The sequence below is a fragment of the Mycobacteriales bacterium genome (genome assembly GCA_030697205.1).
Lineage (GTDB): Bacteria > Actinomycetota > Actinomycetes > Mycobacteriales > SCTD01 > JAUYQP01.
Map to the genome: position 1 here is coordinate 39506 of JAUYQP010000040.1, position 15593 is coordinate 55098.

At 72.9% G+C, this 15593-nt stretch carries 15 protein-coding genes; 7 read left to right on the plus strand and 8 right to left on the minus strand.

Annotated elements, in window-relative coordinates; all coding sequences use genetic code 11:
- Positions 1 to 36: 36 nt before the first annotated feature.
- Complete coding sequence (locus Q8R60_12345; protein MDP3713259.1) at positions 37 to 207, plus strand: CsbD family protein; 171 nt, start codon at positions 37 to 39, stop codon at positions 205 to 207.
- A 100-nt stretch (positions 208 to 307) separates the two neighbouring features.
- On the opposite strand, the gene Q8R60_12350 is transcribed toward Q8R60_12345, so the two are convergent.
- The 4 genes from Q8R60_12350 to Q8R60_12365 all read right to left on the minus strand — a co-directional run bounded on the left by Q8R60_12350 (position 308) and on the right by Q8R60_12365 (position 5123).
- Positions 308 to 2590, minus strand: coding sequence for a hypothetical protein (locus Q8R60_12350; protein MDP3713260.1), 2283 nt, complete (start codon positions 2588 to 2590; stop codon positions 308 to 310).
- 116 nt (positions 2591 to 2706) lie between these two features.
- Complete coding sequence (locus tag Q8R60_12355) at positions 2707 to 3393, minus strand: Type 1 glutamine amidotransferase-like domain-containing protein (protein ID MDP3713261.1); 687 nt, start codon at positions 3391 to 3393, stop codon at positions 2707 to 2709.
- A 42-nt stretch (positions 3394 to 3435) separates the two neighbouring features.
- On the minus strand, positions 3436 to 4095 hold the full coding sequence (locus Q8R60_12360) for a hypothetical protein (GenBank protein ID MDP3713262.1): 660 nt from the start codon (positions 4093 to 4095) through the stop codon (positions 3436 to 3438).
- 74 nt (positions 4096 to 4169) lie between these two features.
- Entirely contained in the window at positions 4170 to 5123 is a 954-nt protein-coding gene (locus Q8R60_12365) for a Ku protein (protein MDP3713263.1), read from the minus strand.
- Positions 5124 to 5300: 177 nt separating this feature from the next.
- Between Q8R60_12365 and ligD (Q8R60_12370) the strand changes: the two genes are divergently transcribed.
- Positions 5301 to 6245 (plus strand): non-homologous end-joining DNA ligase, encoded by a 945-nt coding sequence (gene ligD / locus Q8R60_12370; protein MDP3713264.1) that lies wholly within the window; start codon positions 5301 to 5303, stop codon positions 6243 to 6245.
- A complete protein-coding gene (gene ligD / locus Q8R60_12375) occupies positions 6242 to 7120 on the plus strand; it encodes a non-homologous end-joining DNA ligase (GenBank protein MDP3713265.1) in 879 nt (292 codons plus the stop codon). The genes ligD (Q8R60_12370) and ligD (Q8R60_12375) overlap by 4 nt, the downstream gene beginning before the upstream one ends.
- A gap of 9 nt (positions 7121 to 7129) precedes the next feature.
- Here the strand turns inward: ligD (Q8R60_12375) and Q8R60_12380 are convergent, their stop codons facing one another.
- Both Q8R60_12380 and Q8R60_12385 read right to left on the minus strand, forming a co-directional pair.
- Positions 7130 to 7621, minus strand: coding sequence for a DUF421 domain-containing protein (locus Q8R60_12380; protein ID MDP3713266.1), 492 nt, complete (start codon positions 7619 to 7621; stop codon positions 7130 to 7132).
- Positions 7622 to 8140: a hypothetical protein gene (locus Q8R60_12385; GenBank protein MDP3713267.1), complete on the minus strand. Its 519-nt coding sequence runs from the start codon at positions 8138 to 8140 to the stop codon at positions 7622 to 7624. It lies immediately after the preceding gene.
- 129 nt (positions 8141 to 8269) lie between these two features.
- On the opposite strand from Q8R60_12385, the gene Q8R60_12390 reads away from it, so the two are divergent.
- From Q8R60_12390 to Q8R60_12400, 3 genes are all read left to right on the plus strand, one after another.
- The gene (locus tag Q8R60_12390; protein ID MDP3713268.1) at positions 8270 to 8500 is read left to right on the plus strand and encodes a DUF6158 family protein; all 231 of its coding nucleotides are present in this window, start codon (positions 8270 to 8272) and stop codon (positions 8498 to 8500) included.
- Between the two features lie 84 nt (positions 8501 to 8584).
- On the plus strand, positions 8585 to 9223 hold the full coding sequence (locus Q8R60_12395) for a TetR/AcrR family transcriptional regulator (protein MDP3713269.1): 639 nt from the start codon (positions 8585 to 8587) through the stop codon (positions 9221 to 9223).
- 129 nt (positions 9224 to 9352) lie between these two features.
- Entirely contained in the window at positions 9353 to 9580 is a 228-nt protein-coding gene (locus Q8R60_12400) for a DUF3107 domain-containing protein (protein MDP3713270.1), read from the plus strand.
- Between the two features lie 74 nt (positions 9581 to 9654).
- Here the strand turns inward: Q8R60_12400 and Q8R60_12405 are convergent, their stop codons facing one another.
- Both Q8R60_12405 and Q8R60_12410 read right to left on the minus strand, forming a co-directional pair.
- Entirely contained in the window at positions 9655 to 12798 is a 3144-nt protein-coding gene (locus Q8R60_12405; protein MDP3713271.1) for an immune inhibitor A, read from the minus strand.
- A 139-nt stretch (positions 12799 to 12937) separates the two neighbouring features.
- Positions 12938 to 13591 carry a ferritin-like fold-containing protein gene (locus Q8R60_12410; protein ID MDP3713272.1) on the minus strand — a complete coding sequence of 218 codons (654 nt, stop codon included), beginning with the start codon at positions 13589 to 13591 and terminating at the stop codon, positions 12938 to 12940.
- Positions 13592 to 13858: 267 nt separating this feature from the next.
- Between Q8R60_12410 and Q8R60_12415 the strand changes: the two genes are divergently transcribed.
- A complete protein-coding gene (locus Q8R60_12415) occupies positions 13859 to 15568 on the plus strand; it encodes a DEAD/DEAH box helicase (protein MDP3713273.1) in 1710 nt (569 codons plus the stop codon).
- The last annotated feature ends 25 nt before the right edge of the window (positions 15569 to 15593 follow it).

Sequence of the window (15593 nt, forward strand, 5' to 3'; positions counted from 1 at the left end):
GGGCACACCTCTGTCACCGAGTGAAGGAGGCTCCCCATGAGCACCGTCGACAAGATGAAGAACGCCGCTCAGCAGGTCGAGGGCGACGTGAAGCAGCGCGTGGGTGGCGCGACGAAGGACGAGTCGCTGCAGGCCGAGGGCAAGAAGGACGAGGCCGTCGGCAACCTCAAGCAGGCCGGCGAGAAGGTCAAGGACGCCTTGCGCTAGTCACTGGCTCGCGCTGGTCACAGGCAGGTACGACGCAGGCCGGTCCCCTCGGGGACCGGCCTGCTGTCGTGTGCGGGGCCTGTGGTGGAAGGGGCGCGGCTCAGCCGCCGGGCCGCCACCACGGCCGTCTCTTGTCAGGCTCGGGCGCAGGCGGCGCCGCAGCGGGGGGCACAGGTCGCGGAGCGGCCGGCCGGACCCGCATGGGCTCATCGCTCGCCGGAGCGGCAGGCGGGGTAGTGGTGGCGGGGCGCGATGTCGAGGGGTCCGGTGCGGCCGCACCGGGTGTCCCCGCAGCAGGCGCAGCCGGGCGCGGACCGCTCCTGGGCGGAGTGGCCTCTGACGGATCGGCCTTGGCCGGGCTGGCCTTCGGCGGGGCGGCCTTGGGCGGAGCTGTGGGGGGCGCGGGCTTGCTGCCGGCGGGCCTGTTCGGGCGTGGGGTGGGTCGTCCCTGCTCCGGCTGCGCCGAGGGCGCGGCAGCGCTGGGGTTGCCCTTCTGCCGCGGGGTCGTCGGCCGCGACGCCGCGGCACGGGGGGTGAAGGGGGGGCGGGTGGGTCGCCGGCTCGGCCCCGGCTCGCGGTCCTCAGCCCCGTCCGCGACACCGGGGAGGGGGTCGCTGTCGTCCTCGTCCAGACCCGGGGTCGGGTCCAGCACCCGGGCGCTCGCTCGGCGTCGGTTGCCCGACGGCGGCTCGGCGGAGGTCGCCGGGGCGTCCGGGGCGTCCGGGGCGTCCGGGGCGTCTGCGGCGGTCGGGGCCTCTGCGGAGGTAGAGGTGGCGTCGTCGGTAGCCCCGATCGGGGCCTGACCCGCATTCGTGTCGAGAGGAGCCTGGGCCTCGGTGTCCTGAGCCTCGGTGTCCTGGGCCTCGGTGTCCTGAGCCTCGGTGTCCTGAGCCTTGCTGTCCTGGGCCTCGGTGTCCTGAGCCTTGCTGTCCTGAGCCACGGCGTCGGCAGCCGGCTCGGGGGTCGGTGCGGGCGCAGCCGACGCGGACGCCGCCGACTTGCGAGAGCGGACCGGGCGCTTGAGAAGCGCCTCGGCGAGGGCGAGGACGGCCTCGTCGACGTGGGCGACCAGGCGCTGCTCGCTCGCGCTCGTCGCGGCCTCGACACGGGCACGCACGACGGGCTCCACCTGCTCGGCCACCGTGGAGCCGAGCCGGTGCAGGACGACGTCGGCGACCCGCGGGGCGAGCGCGTCGACGAGCTTGTCCGCGACGGCCTGCGCGACGACAGCCGGCGACGCGGGCGTGATGTCGGCGAGCCGGCTCCCGACGTCCTCGACGTCCTCGCGAAGGGCCTGCAGCGCGACCGTCGGGTCGGTGCGGGCACTGGCTGCGGCGATGTCGCGGACGGCTGCGCGCAGGGACGCCACGTCGGTCGAGAGCGCGGGCACCCCGCCCGCTGCGTCACCGATGTCACCGATGCGCTCCGCCACGGCGAGCAGTCGCTCCTCGAAGACCGACAGGCGGGTGTCGAGCCGGTCCAGCCGCCCCGTGACCTCGGGGTCGGACGTGGGGGCCAGTGAAGCGAGCCGGTCGGACAGCGCGGCCACGACGCCGTCGCGGAGCCGGTCGGCGAGCTCGGCGGGGTCGTCGGCCGGGCGAGCCGTGACGGCCTCGCCCAGGGCTGCGAGCTTGGTGGACAGGCCCTCGAGGTCAGGGCGCAGAGCGTCGACGCCGGTCATCCCGTCGATGCGCGCGGCGAGCGCGGAGAGCTCCCCGCGCAGCTCGACGGTGAGGTCGCCGTCGGAGCGGTCGGTGAGGGAGTCGACCGAGGCGCGCAGCTCCGCGACGGCCGTCCGCACCGCGGGCACTCCCGGACCGACGTCCTCCAGCGCCGCGAGGCGGCCCCGCAGCTCGGGGAGCACGGCGAGGACGGAGAGCCGCTCGTCGAGTCCGGCCACCCTCTCCTGGAGACCGGACAGGACGGGGGCGAGCGAGCCCAGCAGGGCGCCGACCCGCTCCACGGAGGCGCTCTGCGCCCGCAGGTCGGCGGCGAGGGCCGCGACGGCCGCGTCTGCGTCACCGGACGCGTCACGCTCGCCGCCGAGGTCGTCGACCCGGGTCGCGAGGCGGTCGAGGCGCTCGGACAGGCCGGAGGTGGAGGTCCGGAGCTCCTGCGAGACGGTCGCGAGCTCACCGCCGAGGCGCTCGAGTCGGGCGGCCGACGCCGTGCCGCGCAGCTCGTTACCGAGACCGTCGACGAGCATGCGGATGTCGGACAGCGCGTCGGCGACGCGGCGCTGCTCGGACAGCTGGTCCTCGGTGGCGCGGGAGAGCAAGGCGCGCATCCGGTCCGAGAGGGGGTCGGGCCCGGGCCCGGCCATGCCCGGGACCTGCGCCGGCCCCGGCTGTGCGCCGGCACCGCCGCCCGCGAAGCTGTCCACGCCTGTCCTCCTCGACCCGCGCCGCACCTCGTTCTGAGAGCGGCAGCGCGAGCATCCCACCCGCAAGCCCTGGAAACGATGATCTCGGGTGCCTGTCGCGCCCCCAGACGCGCAGATCAGGCCAGCTCGACCGTCTCGCCGAGCTCCAGGAGCCGCCCCTCCGACACCAGGGTCGTGCCGGCCCGTCCCACGGCAGTGACCCGGTCGCCCGTCACGAGCACCCCGGACTCCTCCGGCAGGCCGAGCACGACGGTCCCGGTCGAGGCCAGCGCCCGCAGCCAGTCACCTCGCGAGGACCCACCGCTCCAGTGCGGAACGACCGACACGTCGCCCACGGCCGCCAGCCCCACCTCGATCCCAAACCCCTCCGGCCCGGAGCGGTCCGGCAGGACCGTCCACGGGCACAGCACCATCGCACCGGCGCTCGCGCCCATCACGACGCCGCCTCGCGCCAGCACCTCGGACACCAGCCCACCGATGGGAGTGGAGCGCAGCGCGGTGAGCAGCCGGCTCGGCGACCCGCCGGGCAGGACGAGCAGCTGGGCCGCACCGATCGCGTCGACGGCTCCGGCACGGTCCTCGCGGACGTCAGGCGCAGCGACGACGTCGGTGCCCCCGATCGCCCTGAAGTGACTGACGCCGTTGGCCGTGGCGGTCGCGTAGTCGCGGCCTGGCGTGCCGGCGAGCGCTGTGACGACGACGCGCGCCGCGCGCCCGCCTGCTCGCTCGAGCAGGTCGGCGTCCATCGCGCGGCAGCCGGGTGAGAACTCGCCACCGCCCTGCAGGCACACCGTCCCCGTCATGGCGGGGGACGCTAGCCCACGGTCGAGCCCCGAGCGGACCCGTCAGGACAGCAGGGTCTCGAGCCGTCGGTTGAGGGCGTCGAGGGTGCTGCGGATGACTGCCTGCCGGACGTCCTCGCGGACGTGTGCCGCGCCGGTGAGCCGCTCGGAGCCGCGCGTACTCACCATCGTGAGCGACACCAGGACGGTGCGGTCGGAGCCGACGGCGGTGACCTCGAGGTGGTCGAGCTCGAAGCGCACCGCGTGGTCGAGCAGCTCCTCCACGGCGCGCAAGGTCGCGTTCGCGACCGCGCGCTGCACGCCGCTCTGCGACGCGGTGCCCCTGGCCTCACCGGCGAGCAGACGGTCACCGGAGGACAGGGTCACGGTGGCGGTGACGTCCAGCCCCGAGGACACGAGGTGCATGCGGTTGATGGCCGGCCGGACGCGCTGCTCCGGCACCAGGGTGGTGACGTGCGGTATCGGGTCGGCGATGTCGGCGTCCTCGACGATCTGCACCCGCTCGGCGTCGACCCCGAGGCCGAACTGCTCGCGCAGGACCCGGCCCACGCTCGTCGCGACCTCGACCTCGTCGACACCGGGGTCGAGGCCGAGCCGCAGCACGCCCAACCCGCCCTCGTCGTCGGGCTCGACCTGCGCCTCGGAGACGCCCGGCACGGCACGGAGCGCGTCGACGACGTCGCGATAGTCCGTGGCGGTCACAGCGCGGCTCCCTGTCAGTGGCAGGGCGACGACGCCCCCTTGCGTGCATCGGCGGCGGAGAGCCCGCGCTTGAGTCAGGCGCTCTTGCGCACTGCCTTCTTCGCGGGGGCTGCCTTCTTCGTGGTGGTGGCTGCCTTCTTCGTGGTGGCAGACGGCTTCGCGGGGGCCCTCTTCCCAGCCGCCTTCGCGGGCGCCCGGGACGGCGCCTTCCCGGCCGCGGCCTCGTTCGCCGCCTGACCCCCGGTGTCGGCGCGCTCCCTCTTGGCCGCCTCGACGCTCGCGCGGAGCGCAGCCATGAGGTCCACGACCGTGCCCGAGGTCGGTTGCGCCGCCTCGGGCTGGACGACCTCGCGGCCCTCCACCTTCGCCTCGATGACGGCCTGCAAGGCCTCGCGGTAGGAGTCGGTGTACTGCGTCGGGTCGAAGTCGCCCGACAGCGTCTCGATGAGCGAGCCGGCCATGACCAGCTCCTGCGGCCGGACCTCGACGTCCTCGCCGAGGAAGTCGAACGCCGGGACCCGCACCTCGTCGGGCCACAGCATCGTCTCGAGCACGAAGACGCCGTCGCGGACCCGCAGGGTCGCGAGCGACTCCCGGTTGCGCAGCGCCACCTTGACGACGGCCACCTTGCCGCTGTCCTCGAGGGCGTCGCGCAGCAGGACGTAGGGCTTGGTGCCGGCCTTGTCCGGCTCGACGTAGTAGCTCTTGGCGAAGTAGATGGGGTCGACCTGCTCGAGCGGCACGAACTGCAGCACGTCGATGGCGCGGTTCGTGGTGAGCGGCAGGTCCTTGAAGTCGTCGTCGGTCAGGACGACGGTCTCACCGGAGCTCAGCTCGTAGCCCTTGGCGATGTCGCCGTAGGCGACCTCCTCACCGTCGGCCGCGGCGACCCGCTTGTACTTGATCCGCGAGCCGTCCGAGCGCCTGACCTGGTGGAAGGACACGTCCTTCTCCTCGGTGGCGCTGAACAGCTTCACCGGGATCGTCACCAGCCCGAAGCTGATGCTGCCCTTCCAGATCGCCCGCACGCCGTCTCCCTACCCCGTTCGCGGCAGGTCGAGCCGCCGTCCGACCGTCCGCCCCGCGGGGCTGAGAGGCGACCGAGGCGGGTCCACACACCCGCCTCGGCCCCCTCCCGGGGGGACGGTATCGCCTCGTGCCTCCGTCGCACACCCCTCGCGTGCAAGGGGGGGCATGCTGGCCAGGTGCTCCCGCGCGGCCTGTCCCCGATGCTGGCGACCACCGGTGCGCTTCCCCAGGGTGACGACGGCTGGGCCCACGAGGTGAAGTGGGACGGCGTGCGCGCCCTGGTCGCGGTCGAGGGCGGCGGTGTCCGGGTGACCTCGCGCAACGGCAACGACGTGACCGCCGGATACCCCGAGCTCGCCGGTCTCACCGCGCCCGAGCCCGCGCTGCTCGACGGCGAGCTCGTCGCCTTCGACGACAGCGGGCGGCCCGACTTCGGACTGCTGCAGGGGCGCATGCACGTCCGCGGTCCGTCGCCCGCACTGATGCGCGCCACCCCCGTCACGCTGCTCGTCTTCGACGTCCTGCACCTCGGGGAGCGCTCGCTGCTCGCCGAGCCCTACGACGTACGCCGGGAGGTGCTCGAGGGGCTGGGGCTCTCCGGCGACCACTGGCAGGTCCCGCCCGCCTTCCTGGGCGCGGGCGGTCCGGTCGCGGACGCGACCCGCGCCCAGGGCATGGAGGGGCTGGTGAGCAAGCGGCGCGACAGCCGCTACGCACCCGGCCGCCGCAGCCCAGCCTGGGTGAAGACCAAGCACGTGCTGCGCCAGTCGGTGGTCGTGTGTGGCTGGAAGGCCGGCGAGGGGGGTCGCAGCGGACGCATCGGCTCGCTGCTGCTCGGCGTCCACGGCGAGGGCGGTCTGCGCTACGCCGGCCACGTCGGGACCGGCTTCAGCAGCGCAGCCCTCGCGCACCTGCAGCAGCTGCTCGAGCCGCTCGCGCGCGCATCACCGGCGTACGCCGACGAGGTGCCCCGCGAGCACGCCAGGCACGCGAGATGGGTGGAACCGGTGCTCGTGGGGGAGGTCGAGGTCACCGCCTGGACGCGCGACGGGCGGCTGCGGCACCCGTCGTGGAAGGGCCTGCGCGATGACCTCGACCCCGGGCAGGTGGTGCGCGAGTGAAGGTCCCCGTGCAGGTCGAGGGGCGCACCCTGGTGCTGTCGAACCTCGACAAGGTGCTCTACCCGGCGGTCGGCTTCACCAAGGCCGAGGTGATCGACTACTACACCCGCATCGCGCCGGTGCTGCTCCCGCACCTGGCCGACCGGGCGCTGACGCGCAAGCGCTACCCGGACGGCGTCGACGGGCAGGTGTTCTTCGAGAAGAACGCACCCCGGGGCACGCCCGACTGGGTGCGGACCGTGACGCTGCCCTCGCCGGGGTCGTCGACGCAGCGCGAGACGATCGACTACGTCGTCTGCGACGACCTGCCGACCCTGGTCTGGACGGCCAACCTGGCCGCCCTCGAGCTGCACACCCACATGTGGCGGGTGATGCGGACGAAGGACGTCGCGCGGCGCCCGGACCTCCTCGTGTTCGACCTCGACCCGGGGCCGCCCGCGACGATCGTCGAGTGCTGCGAGGTGGCCCTGCTGCTGCGCGAGCGGCTCGGCGCCGACGGCCTCGATCCCGTCGCGAAGACCAGCGGCAGCAAGGGGATGCAGCTCTACGCGCGAGCACCGAAGGGCACGAGCACAAACGACTACGCCAAGGCCGTCGCGCAGGAGCTCGAGCGGGCCCGCCCCGACCTCGTGGTGCACCGGATGGCCAAGGACCTCCGGCCAGGCAAGGTGCTCGTCGACTGGTCCCAGAACTCACCGGCCAAGACGACCGTGACGGTCTACTCCCTGCGGGCCCGCGAGCGGCCGACCGTCTCCACCCCGGTCACCTGGGACGAGGTCGCCGCTTGCACGTCGCCGTCGGACCTGGTGTTCGTCACCGACGACGTCCTCGCTCGCGTGGCTGCGACGGGTGACCTCTTCGCGCCGCTGCTGTGAGCCGCGCCCTCAGAGCGCGGGACCCTCGGCCGGCTGCGGCGCGTCGCTGCTGGAGTCACGGCTCGAGTCGGTGAAGAACGAGAACTTGCCGTCGGGCTCCAGGATGCCGACGGCGACGGTGCGCACGTCGTCGATCCCCTGCTCGCGCAGGCCCTCCTTGAGCTCCCAGTCCGACAGCCGCTCCAGCCGCATGACGTCCTCCAACGGCCGGCCGTCCTTGATGACGACGACGGGGGCGCCCTCGAGGGTGGTACGGGTCCGGGGGAAGCGGAAGCTGATCCAGCTGAAGAGCAGCAGCAGGCTCGCGAAGGTGCCGACGGCGAGCATCGCTCCGGTGACGCTGAAGTCCTCCTGCGTAGTGCCCTGCTGGATGAGGTCTCCCATCGTCACGAGCAGCACGAGCTCGAAGGCGGTCATCTGGCCGAGCTCGCGCTTGCCCAGCGCGCGGGTGACGAACCACAGGAAGAAGTAGATGACCGTTGCGCGGTAGACGACGTCCATCTAGGGCCACACCCTCGTCCGGTAGGTCACGGTGACAGCGGGCCGGGCACTGCCGTCGAGGACGGAGACCTCGCCGCGCCGACCGCGCTGGACCGCCGGCTCGACCCGGGTGTCGACCGACACCCGGAAGACCTCGCCGAGCGGCGGGAGGAACTCGAAGTAGTCATAGTCGCCGTCGGCGCTCGCGGCCTCGGGGTCGGGTGTGAAGCCGTTCTCGTCGAACAGGTCGAAGTAGTCGGCCGCGAAGCGCATCCGGATCGGCTCGCCACCGAAGCCGCCGGCCCGGCGCACCTGGACCTCGTACTTGACCGCGTGGCCGGGCCGGGTCACTGCGGGGTAGGTCACGGTGACGTCGAAGCCGCCGCCGCTCGCGGACCGCTCGGCGGTGCGGGTGCCGAAGACCCCTGCAGCCCCGCAGAGGACGAACAGGACGAGGAGGCTGAGCGCGACCCGCCTGGCGTTGCGTGCCCTGCGCACCTGGGCGAGCGACCGCCGCTCCGGCAGCGTGCTGGTGATCATGGTCGCGTGCTACCCCGGCACGCGCCCTCGCAACCGGCGCCGCTTGCGCCGGGGTGCAGGATCGGTGATGGACCCCGGCCCACCAGGGCAGGACGGGTCCGACCGCGCGCGACTCGAGTGGAGGCAGCGATGTCCGGAGTGCCTGCAGTGCAGCTGAGCGACGAGGCGCTGGAGCGCGAGCTCAAGCACCTGCACGAGACCCGGCACGACACCTTCCTGCACGGCAGCGAGGACGCTCTGCACTTCCACACCGCCCGTACCACCGAGCTCGAGGAGGACTACCTGCGCCGCAACCCCGACCGGGTCCTCGACGCGCGACGCACCCGCCACGGGTCACGGGAGCTCGCGGGCCAGGAGTAAGGGCCCCACTCCGGACGACGCGCAGGTACGACGGGTGCGCGAGAGCAGCGGACCACGACCCGACCCGTCGCCTAGGGTCTGCGCATGACGCCCACGCCCGCCGAGCGCGACGTGCCGCGCGGCACGAGGCTGCCGCGACAGGCCCGGCGCAAGCAGCTGCTCGGCGCTGCGCAGGAGATCTTCGTCGCGCAGGGCTACCACGCCGCCGCGATGGACGACATCGCCGAGCGCGCCGGCGTCTCCAAGCCCGTGCTCTACCAGCACTTCCCCGGCAAGCTCGAGCTCTACCTCGCGCTGCTCGACGAGCACGCCGCCGACCTGACCCGCAAGGTCGTGGCCGCCCTGCAGTCGACGACCGACAACAGGTTACGCGTGGCGGCCTGCGTCGCTGCCTACTTCGACTTTGTCGACGGCGACGGCGAGGCCTTCCGGCTGGTCTTCGAGAGCGACCTGCGCAACGACCCGGCCGTGCGGGCGCGGGTCGAGAAGATGACCGCGGAGTGCGTCGAGGCGATCTCCGAGACCATCGCGCACGACACCGGCTTCGGCCACGAGGACTCGAAGCTGCTCGCCGTCGGGCTGACCGGGATGGCCGAGGTCGGCGCGCGCTGGTGGCTCGCGGCCCAGGTCGACGGACCGGGCTCGGTGCCCAAGGAGCGCGCCGTCGAGCTGCTTGTCGGGCTGTCCTGGCGCGGCATCAGCGGCGCCCCGCTGCACGGCTGACCCACCCCCACCGCCGCCTCCACTGCACCCTCACCGCCGGCCCGCGTTCCGCCCACGGCGTACGCGGGTGCCCCTCGACCGCCCACGGGCTAGCGTTGGCCCGAGAACCCCTGAGACCGGAGGACCGTCGTGGAGGTCAAGATCGGTGTGCAGTACGCCGCGCGCGAGCTCGTGCTGGAGAGCGCCCAGAGCCCGGAGGAGGTCGAGAAGGCCGTCGCTGACGCCCTGAAGGCCGATCTCGGTGTCCTCTCCCTCGTCGACGACAAGGGGCGTCGGGTCCTCGTGCCCGCCGACAAGCTCGCCTACGTCGAGATCGCCGAGGCGGAGTCCCGCCGCGTCGGCTTCGGAGCCATGTAGCTCCGGGCAGCACCAGCAGCGCACGACGAAGGCCGGTCCCCGCGGGGACCGGCCTTCGTCGTGCAGTCGCCGGGTCAGACAGCGAGCCGCCGGCGGACGACGACCGCGCCGGCGAGCAGCAGGGCCGCGAGGACCGGCGCGCCGAGACCGCCGGTGGCCGGCAGTGCCGGCGCAGCGGTCGGCGGGGTGTCGGTCTCGGGGTTCGGCGCGTTCGGCAGGCCAGGGCCGCCGATCGGCGGCGCGACGGCACGCGTGTCGGCGAAGCCGTAGTTGAAGTCCGCGCAGCCGCCGGCCGTCGTGACCTTCACGTCGCCGACGAGGTCGAACTCCTCCGTGGCACCGCCGCTGTCGCCGTCCATCGACGTGACGTCGAAGGCGAGGCAGTCGTAGTCGAAGACCCACGGCTGCACGCCGTCGGCGTCGGGGTCCTTGGCCGCGTCACGGGTCGGCTCGCTGTAGTTGTCGACGTGCGGCGTGGCCTTGGAGTCGGTGAACGACCGACGCGCGTCGGCGGCCGTGAAGGTCGCGTCGTCGAGGTTGGGCGTGTCGGACTCGGGCTCCGGCGTGCTGTCGAGCGGGCTCTGCGCCGGCGGGTTGTCGGTCCCGACGTTGCCGTAGCCGTGCGCCTCGTCGGTGTAGGTCAGCAGCAGCCCCGACTGGAACGACGGGGCGCCGCGCTCGGACTCGCCGCGGCCGTCGAAGTCGAAGCCGGAGCGGTCGCGCATCTCGAGCAGGTAGGCGTGCTCCTGCGACGACGGCGTGCCGGCCTCGAGGTAGCTCCAGCCCTCGGTGCAGACGCCACCGGAGACCGAGAGGTCCTCCTTGCAGCCGCCGTTGTAGACGCGCGGGTCGTCGCTGCCACCGTCGCCGTCCTCGAAGTCGCTGTCGAAGAGCACCTGCTCGGCTCCGTCGACGGTCGCGACGACCTTGAGGTCGTCGATGAGCCAGCCCGGCCGGGCCAGGCCCGGGTCGGTCGCGTAGCTGAAGCGCAGCACGCCACCCTCGACGCCCGCGAGCGAGCTGAGGTCGTAGCTGTCCTCGAGGAAGCCACCCTTGGGGGTGTTGCCGAGGACGCGGTCGAGGGCCTGGGTGCCGGCCTCGTAGGAGCCGCTCGTGCCGGTGAGGCCGTTGCCGTACTTCGTGAGGCAGGAGTTGGCGTTGGGGTTCTGGGTCGACGGGGTCGAGTAGCCGTTCTGCGACGCGAGCCCGGCGTAGGTGAGCTTGCCCTTCTCGTCGGGGGTGCCGGCAAGGACGAAGCCGTAGTCGTAGTCCCACTCGATGTCCCAGAAGCTCGAGAAGGTCGCCGTGACGGTCGCGCCGTCCGGCAGGTCGCCGAGACCGGGGACGACGACGTCGAGGTTGTGCCCGCCGATCGGGGCGCAGCCGAAGTCGTTGCCCTGGCGGGAGTACCAGACCCGCTTGCCCGAGGCGCCCTGCTCGATGATCGCCGGGTCGATGAGCTGACGTCCCGGCAGAGATGCGACGTAGGCCTCACCGTTGTGGATGCCGTAGTCGCCGCCCTGCGCGGACAGCGTGTAGGGCCGGCCGTCGGGGGTGACCCAGTCGATGCGGCCCGTGTCGAGCTTGCTGTCGCGCCAGTCCGACAGGGTCGTCGTGCCGGTCCGCAGGACGCGCGGCACGATCCAGCCGAGCTCCTTCTTGCCGATGACGTCCATGTTCTGCGACGCGTCGGAGGCCATGAGGTTGAAGTCGCCGTAGGTCTCCCGCGAGCCGGTCGAGTAGTAGTCCGGCAGGCCGAGCGAATGGCCGTACTCGTGGGAGATGACGCTCGCGAACTCGATCGAGGTCTCGGGGTTGAGGTTGTAGGGGCCGACCCGGACGAACGCCGCGAGGGCGTCACCGGTGTCGGTCGTCGTGGTCTTGGTGAAGCTGTCGTCGGTGTACCAGAGCAGGTTGCCCTCGAGGTCCTTGAGCCGGTCCTTCGAGACGTAACCGGTCAGGCCAGTCACGGCGTCGGTGTAGGAGAACTCCAGCGAGGACGAGTGCGGCCAGACGTTGTCGTTGGGCGCCTCGGTGCAGCCACCGGCGACCGACAGCTGACTGACGCCGTTGCCACCGCAGCCCTGGAAGACGACCTCGAAGAAGTCGACGACGCCGTCCTTGTCGGTGTCGAAGTCGTTGTAGTCGATGTCCGGGTCGGCGATGACGGCAGCGTCGTACGCCGCCTTGGCCGCCGGGCCGCAGCCGGAGTCGATGTTCTGCAGCGCTCCGACACCGGCGAGCGCGCCGACGAGCGCGGAGCCGTTGGCGTCCTGGCCGTAGTAGCTACGGGTACCGGGCAGCTGGTACCAGCCGTCGACGATGCGCTCGGTGTAGAGCGGCGTCGGGGCGCCGTTGGTGGGGTCGACCGTCGTGACGCCGGTGCAGGTGTTGACCGTCTCGGGGTCGATGGTCGTGAAGGCCAGCGAGCTCTCGCCGGCCTCGTAGGGCGCGTCCCCGATGGCGACCGACCCGATGGTGCCCTTCGGGTAGAGCTGGCCGTAGCTCATCTCCTGGAAGAGGTTGAACGTCGAGGCGGGATTGGCCGGGTCGTTGATGACCTTGTCGAGGTCGCCCGCCGAGGCGGTGTGCGTGAAGTCCACGTAGTCGACCGGCACGACGGGGAACGGCCGGTCGCCATAGCGCGCCGTCTCGTAGCCGCCGGACGGCGGGATGACCTTCGGCCCGTGGCTCGCGAGCGCCTTGCTCGTCGATCCCACCGACACCGTCGCGGTGCTCGAGATGTTGCGCCAGACGACGGTCGGCTCCTCGGCGAGGGTGTCGGCGGCGGCCTCGAGCACGAGCGCGACGCTCGCGCCGGCGCCCACCGACGGCACGCTCCAGGTCACGACGCCGCCCGACACGGCGGTCGTGCCGACCTGGCTGCGCGACCCGGTCCAGCTCATCCCGCGTGTCTCGGGAATCCGGACCGACAGCCCGCTGACCGCGGCGGTACCGGGGTTGCGGACGAGGATGCGCGACGGGTAGCTGTCACCGGGCTTGACCCAGCCGACGCTCGACACGAAGGAGTTCTCGATGGCGAGGCCGCCGATGGTCGCGGTGCTCGGCGGCTCCGCCGGTACCGACGCGCCGGGCGCCGTCGGGGTGGAGGCCGTCGCCGTCGTGGCGAGCAGGCCGACGGCCGGCAAGGCGACTCCGACCAGGGCGAGAAGGGCGGTCCCCCGGGTAGCGGCACGAAGGAGGGAGGGACGGGGCATGGGGGCTCCACAGGTCGGGGCGGTCCTCTGATTCTTGGACACCACCTTCGCCCATGGCGGCACGGGCACCTACAGCGGTCAGGGGCGACCTGTCTCACGCCGCATCACGGACATCTCACCGCGAAGCAGGTGAAGACGGTCAGGCCTGCAAGCCCAGCGACGCCATCCGCTCGGTGTGGTTGTCGGTCAGGCGGGACAGCAGCCGGGCCAGGCCGGCCAGGTCACCGCTGCCGCCGACGAGCATCTCGACCAGGGCGTCGCGCTCGATCGCCACCCGCTGGGCCTGGATCAGCGCCTCGCCGACGAGCCGTCGAGCCCACAGCGCCAGCCGACCGGCGACCGCCGGGTCGGCAGCCGTCGCCTCGGCGACCTTCGCCACCGCGAAGCGCGCCTGCCCGGTGTCGGCGAGGACCTCGAGCACCAGCCCGCGGGTGGGTGCGTCGGAGACGAAGACCGCGACCTCGCGGTAGAAGTCGGTCGCGAGGCCGTCCCCGACGTAGGCCTTGATGATCCCCTCGAGCCAGTCGCTCGGCAGTGTCGAGTCGTGGAAGCCGTCAACCGCGCGTTGGAAGGGCGCCATCGCCACCATGGGGTCCTCGCCCTCGGCGATGAGGTGGTCGTGCAGCCGTCGGTAGTGGTCGAACTCCGCGGCCGCCATCTGCGCGAGCGCGGCCTTGTCGGCGATCGTCGGGGCGAGCTGCGCGTCGCTCGCGAGCCGCTCGAAAGCGGTCAGCTCGCCATAGGCGAGCACGCCGAGCAGGTCCACCGTCGCCGTGTCCAGCCGTCCCGCCACCTGCGCCACTCCCTCGATCAGGCCTGCGCACGGACCCTAGTGGGTAGGCTGAGGCTCGACGGACCGGCGTACGCCGCTCCGCACCGTGTGCGCGGACCTCCACTCCCGCCGGCGCGCCGGTCTCCACCGGGTCCTTCCCGGCGCCGACCGCAGCGAGCCCGCACCTGCCGAGGGTCGGCGCGACTCCCGAGAGGCACGACCCTGACCACCACCAGCGACACTGACGCGACCCTGCCCGCCCCCGAGCCCGCTGCCACTCCCGACAGCATTCCCGCAGCACCGGAGGTCAACGGCTTCGCGGCCCTCGGCGCCCGGGCCGAGACGGTCGCGGCGCTCGACGCGATGGGCATCACCTCCCCCTTCCCGATCCAGCACATGACGCTGCAGATCGCGATGGGCGGCCACGACCTCATCGGCCAGGCCCGCACGGGCACCGGCAAGACCCTCGGCTTCGGCGTGCCGCTGCTCGAGCGGGTCCACAACGCCGCCGAGGGCGGTGACGGCCTGCCGCAGGCGCTGGTCGTCGTCCCCACCCGCGAGCTGTGCGTGCAGGTCGCCGGCGACCTCGAGAACGCCGGCAAGACCCGCAAGGTCCGCGTCCAGAGCATCTACGGCGGTCGCGCGTTCGAGCCGCAGGTCGAGTCGCTGCGCAAGGGCGTCGACGTCGTCGTCGGCACCCCCGGCCGACTGCTCGACCTGGCCCGTCAGGGCCACCTCGACCTCGGGTCGGTGAAGGTCCTCGTCCTCGACGAGGCCGACGAGATGCTCGACCTCGGCTTCCTGCCCGACGTCGAGCGGATCCTCGAGCAGATCCCGCCGGAGCGGCAGACCATGCTCTTCAGCGCGACGATGCCCGGCCCGGTCGTGACCCTGGCCCGCAAGTTCATGCGCCAGCCGACCCACATCCGGGCGGAGGAGGCCAACGAGAAGCGCACCGTTCCCGACACCAAGATCTTCGTCTACCGCGCCCACGCGATGGACAAGGTCGAGGTGCTCGCCCGGCTGCTGCAGGCCGAGGGCCGCGGCCTCACCATGGTCTTCTGCCGCACCAAGCGCACCTGCGACAAGGTCGCCCTCGAGCTCGAGGACCGCGGCTTCGCGGCCGCCGCCGTGCACGGCGACCTCGGCCAGGGCGCCCGCGAGCAGGCCCTGCGTGCCTTCCGCAGCGGCAAGATCGACGTGCTCGTCGCGACCGACGTCGCCGCCCGCGGCATCGACGTGCAGGACGTCACCCACGTCGTCAACTACCAGTGCCCCGACGACGAGAGCACCTTCCTGCACCGCATCGGCCGCACCGGCCGCGCGGGCGCCAAGGGTGTCGCCGTGACGTTCGTCGACTGGGACGACATGCCCAAGTGGAAGCTCATCAACGACGCGCTCGAGCTGCCCTACCCCGAGCCGGTCGAGACCTACAGCTCCAGCAAGCACCTGTTCGAGGACCTCTCGATCCCCTCGGGGACGACCGGCCGGCTCCCGCGGTCCTCGCGCACCCGCGCGGGCCTCGACGCCGAGGCCGTCGAGGACCTCGGCGAGACCGGTCGGCGCAACAAGCCGCGCACCGGCGGCCCGGCCGGCCGTGACGGTGGCCGTGACAGCGGGCGCGACAGCGGCCGGAGTCGGGGCGGCCGTTCGGGTGCCCGCGACGAGCCGCGCGGTGGCGACGCAGGCGGCGACGCCGGTGGTGACGACGCGCCGCAGCTGCCCAAGCGCAGCGGTGGCGCCCGCCGCCGCACCCGTGGTGGGGGCGGTGAGGGCACCGCCGCCGAGGCAGGCACCTCCACGACGACGTCCAGCGGCGCCTCCAGCAGCACGGCCGCCGGCACGACCACCCGGGCAGGCAGCGGCAACCCCAGCGGCGAGGCAGGCGAAGGCGACGACGCGCGCCGTCGGCGCCGGCGCGGTGGCCGGGGCCGGGGTGGCAGCAGCGGCGCGGCCGGCGGCGAGTCCGGTGGCACCGACGCGCCGACCGCGGACTGATCTTCCCTCTTCGGACGCTTCAGTC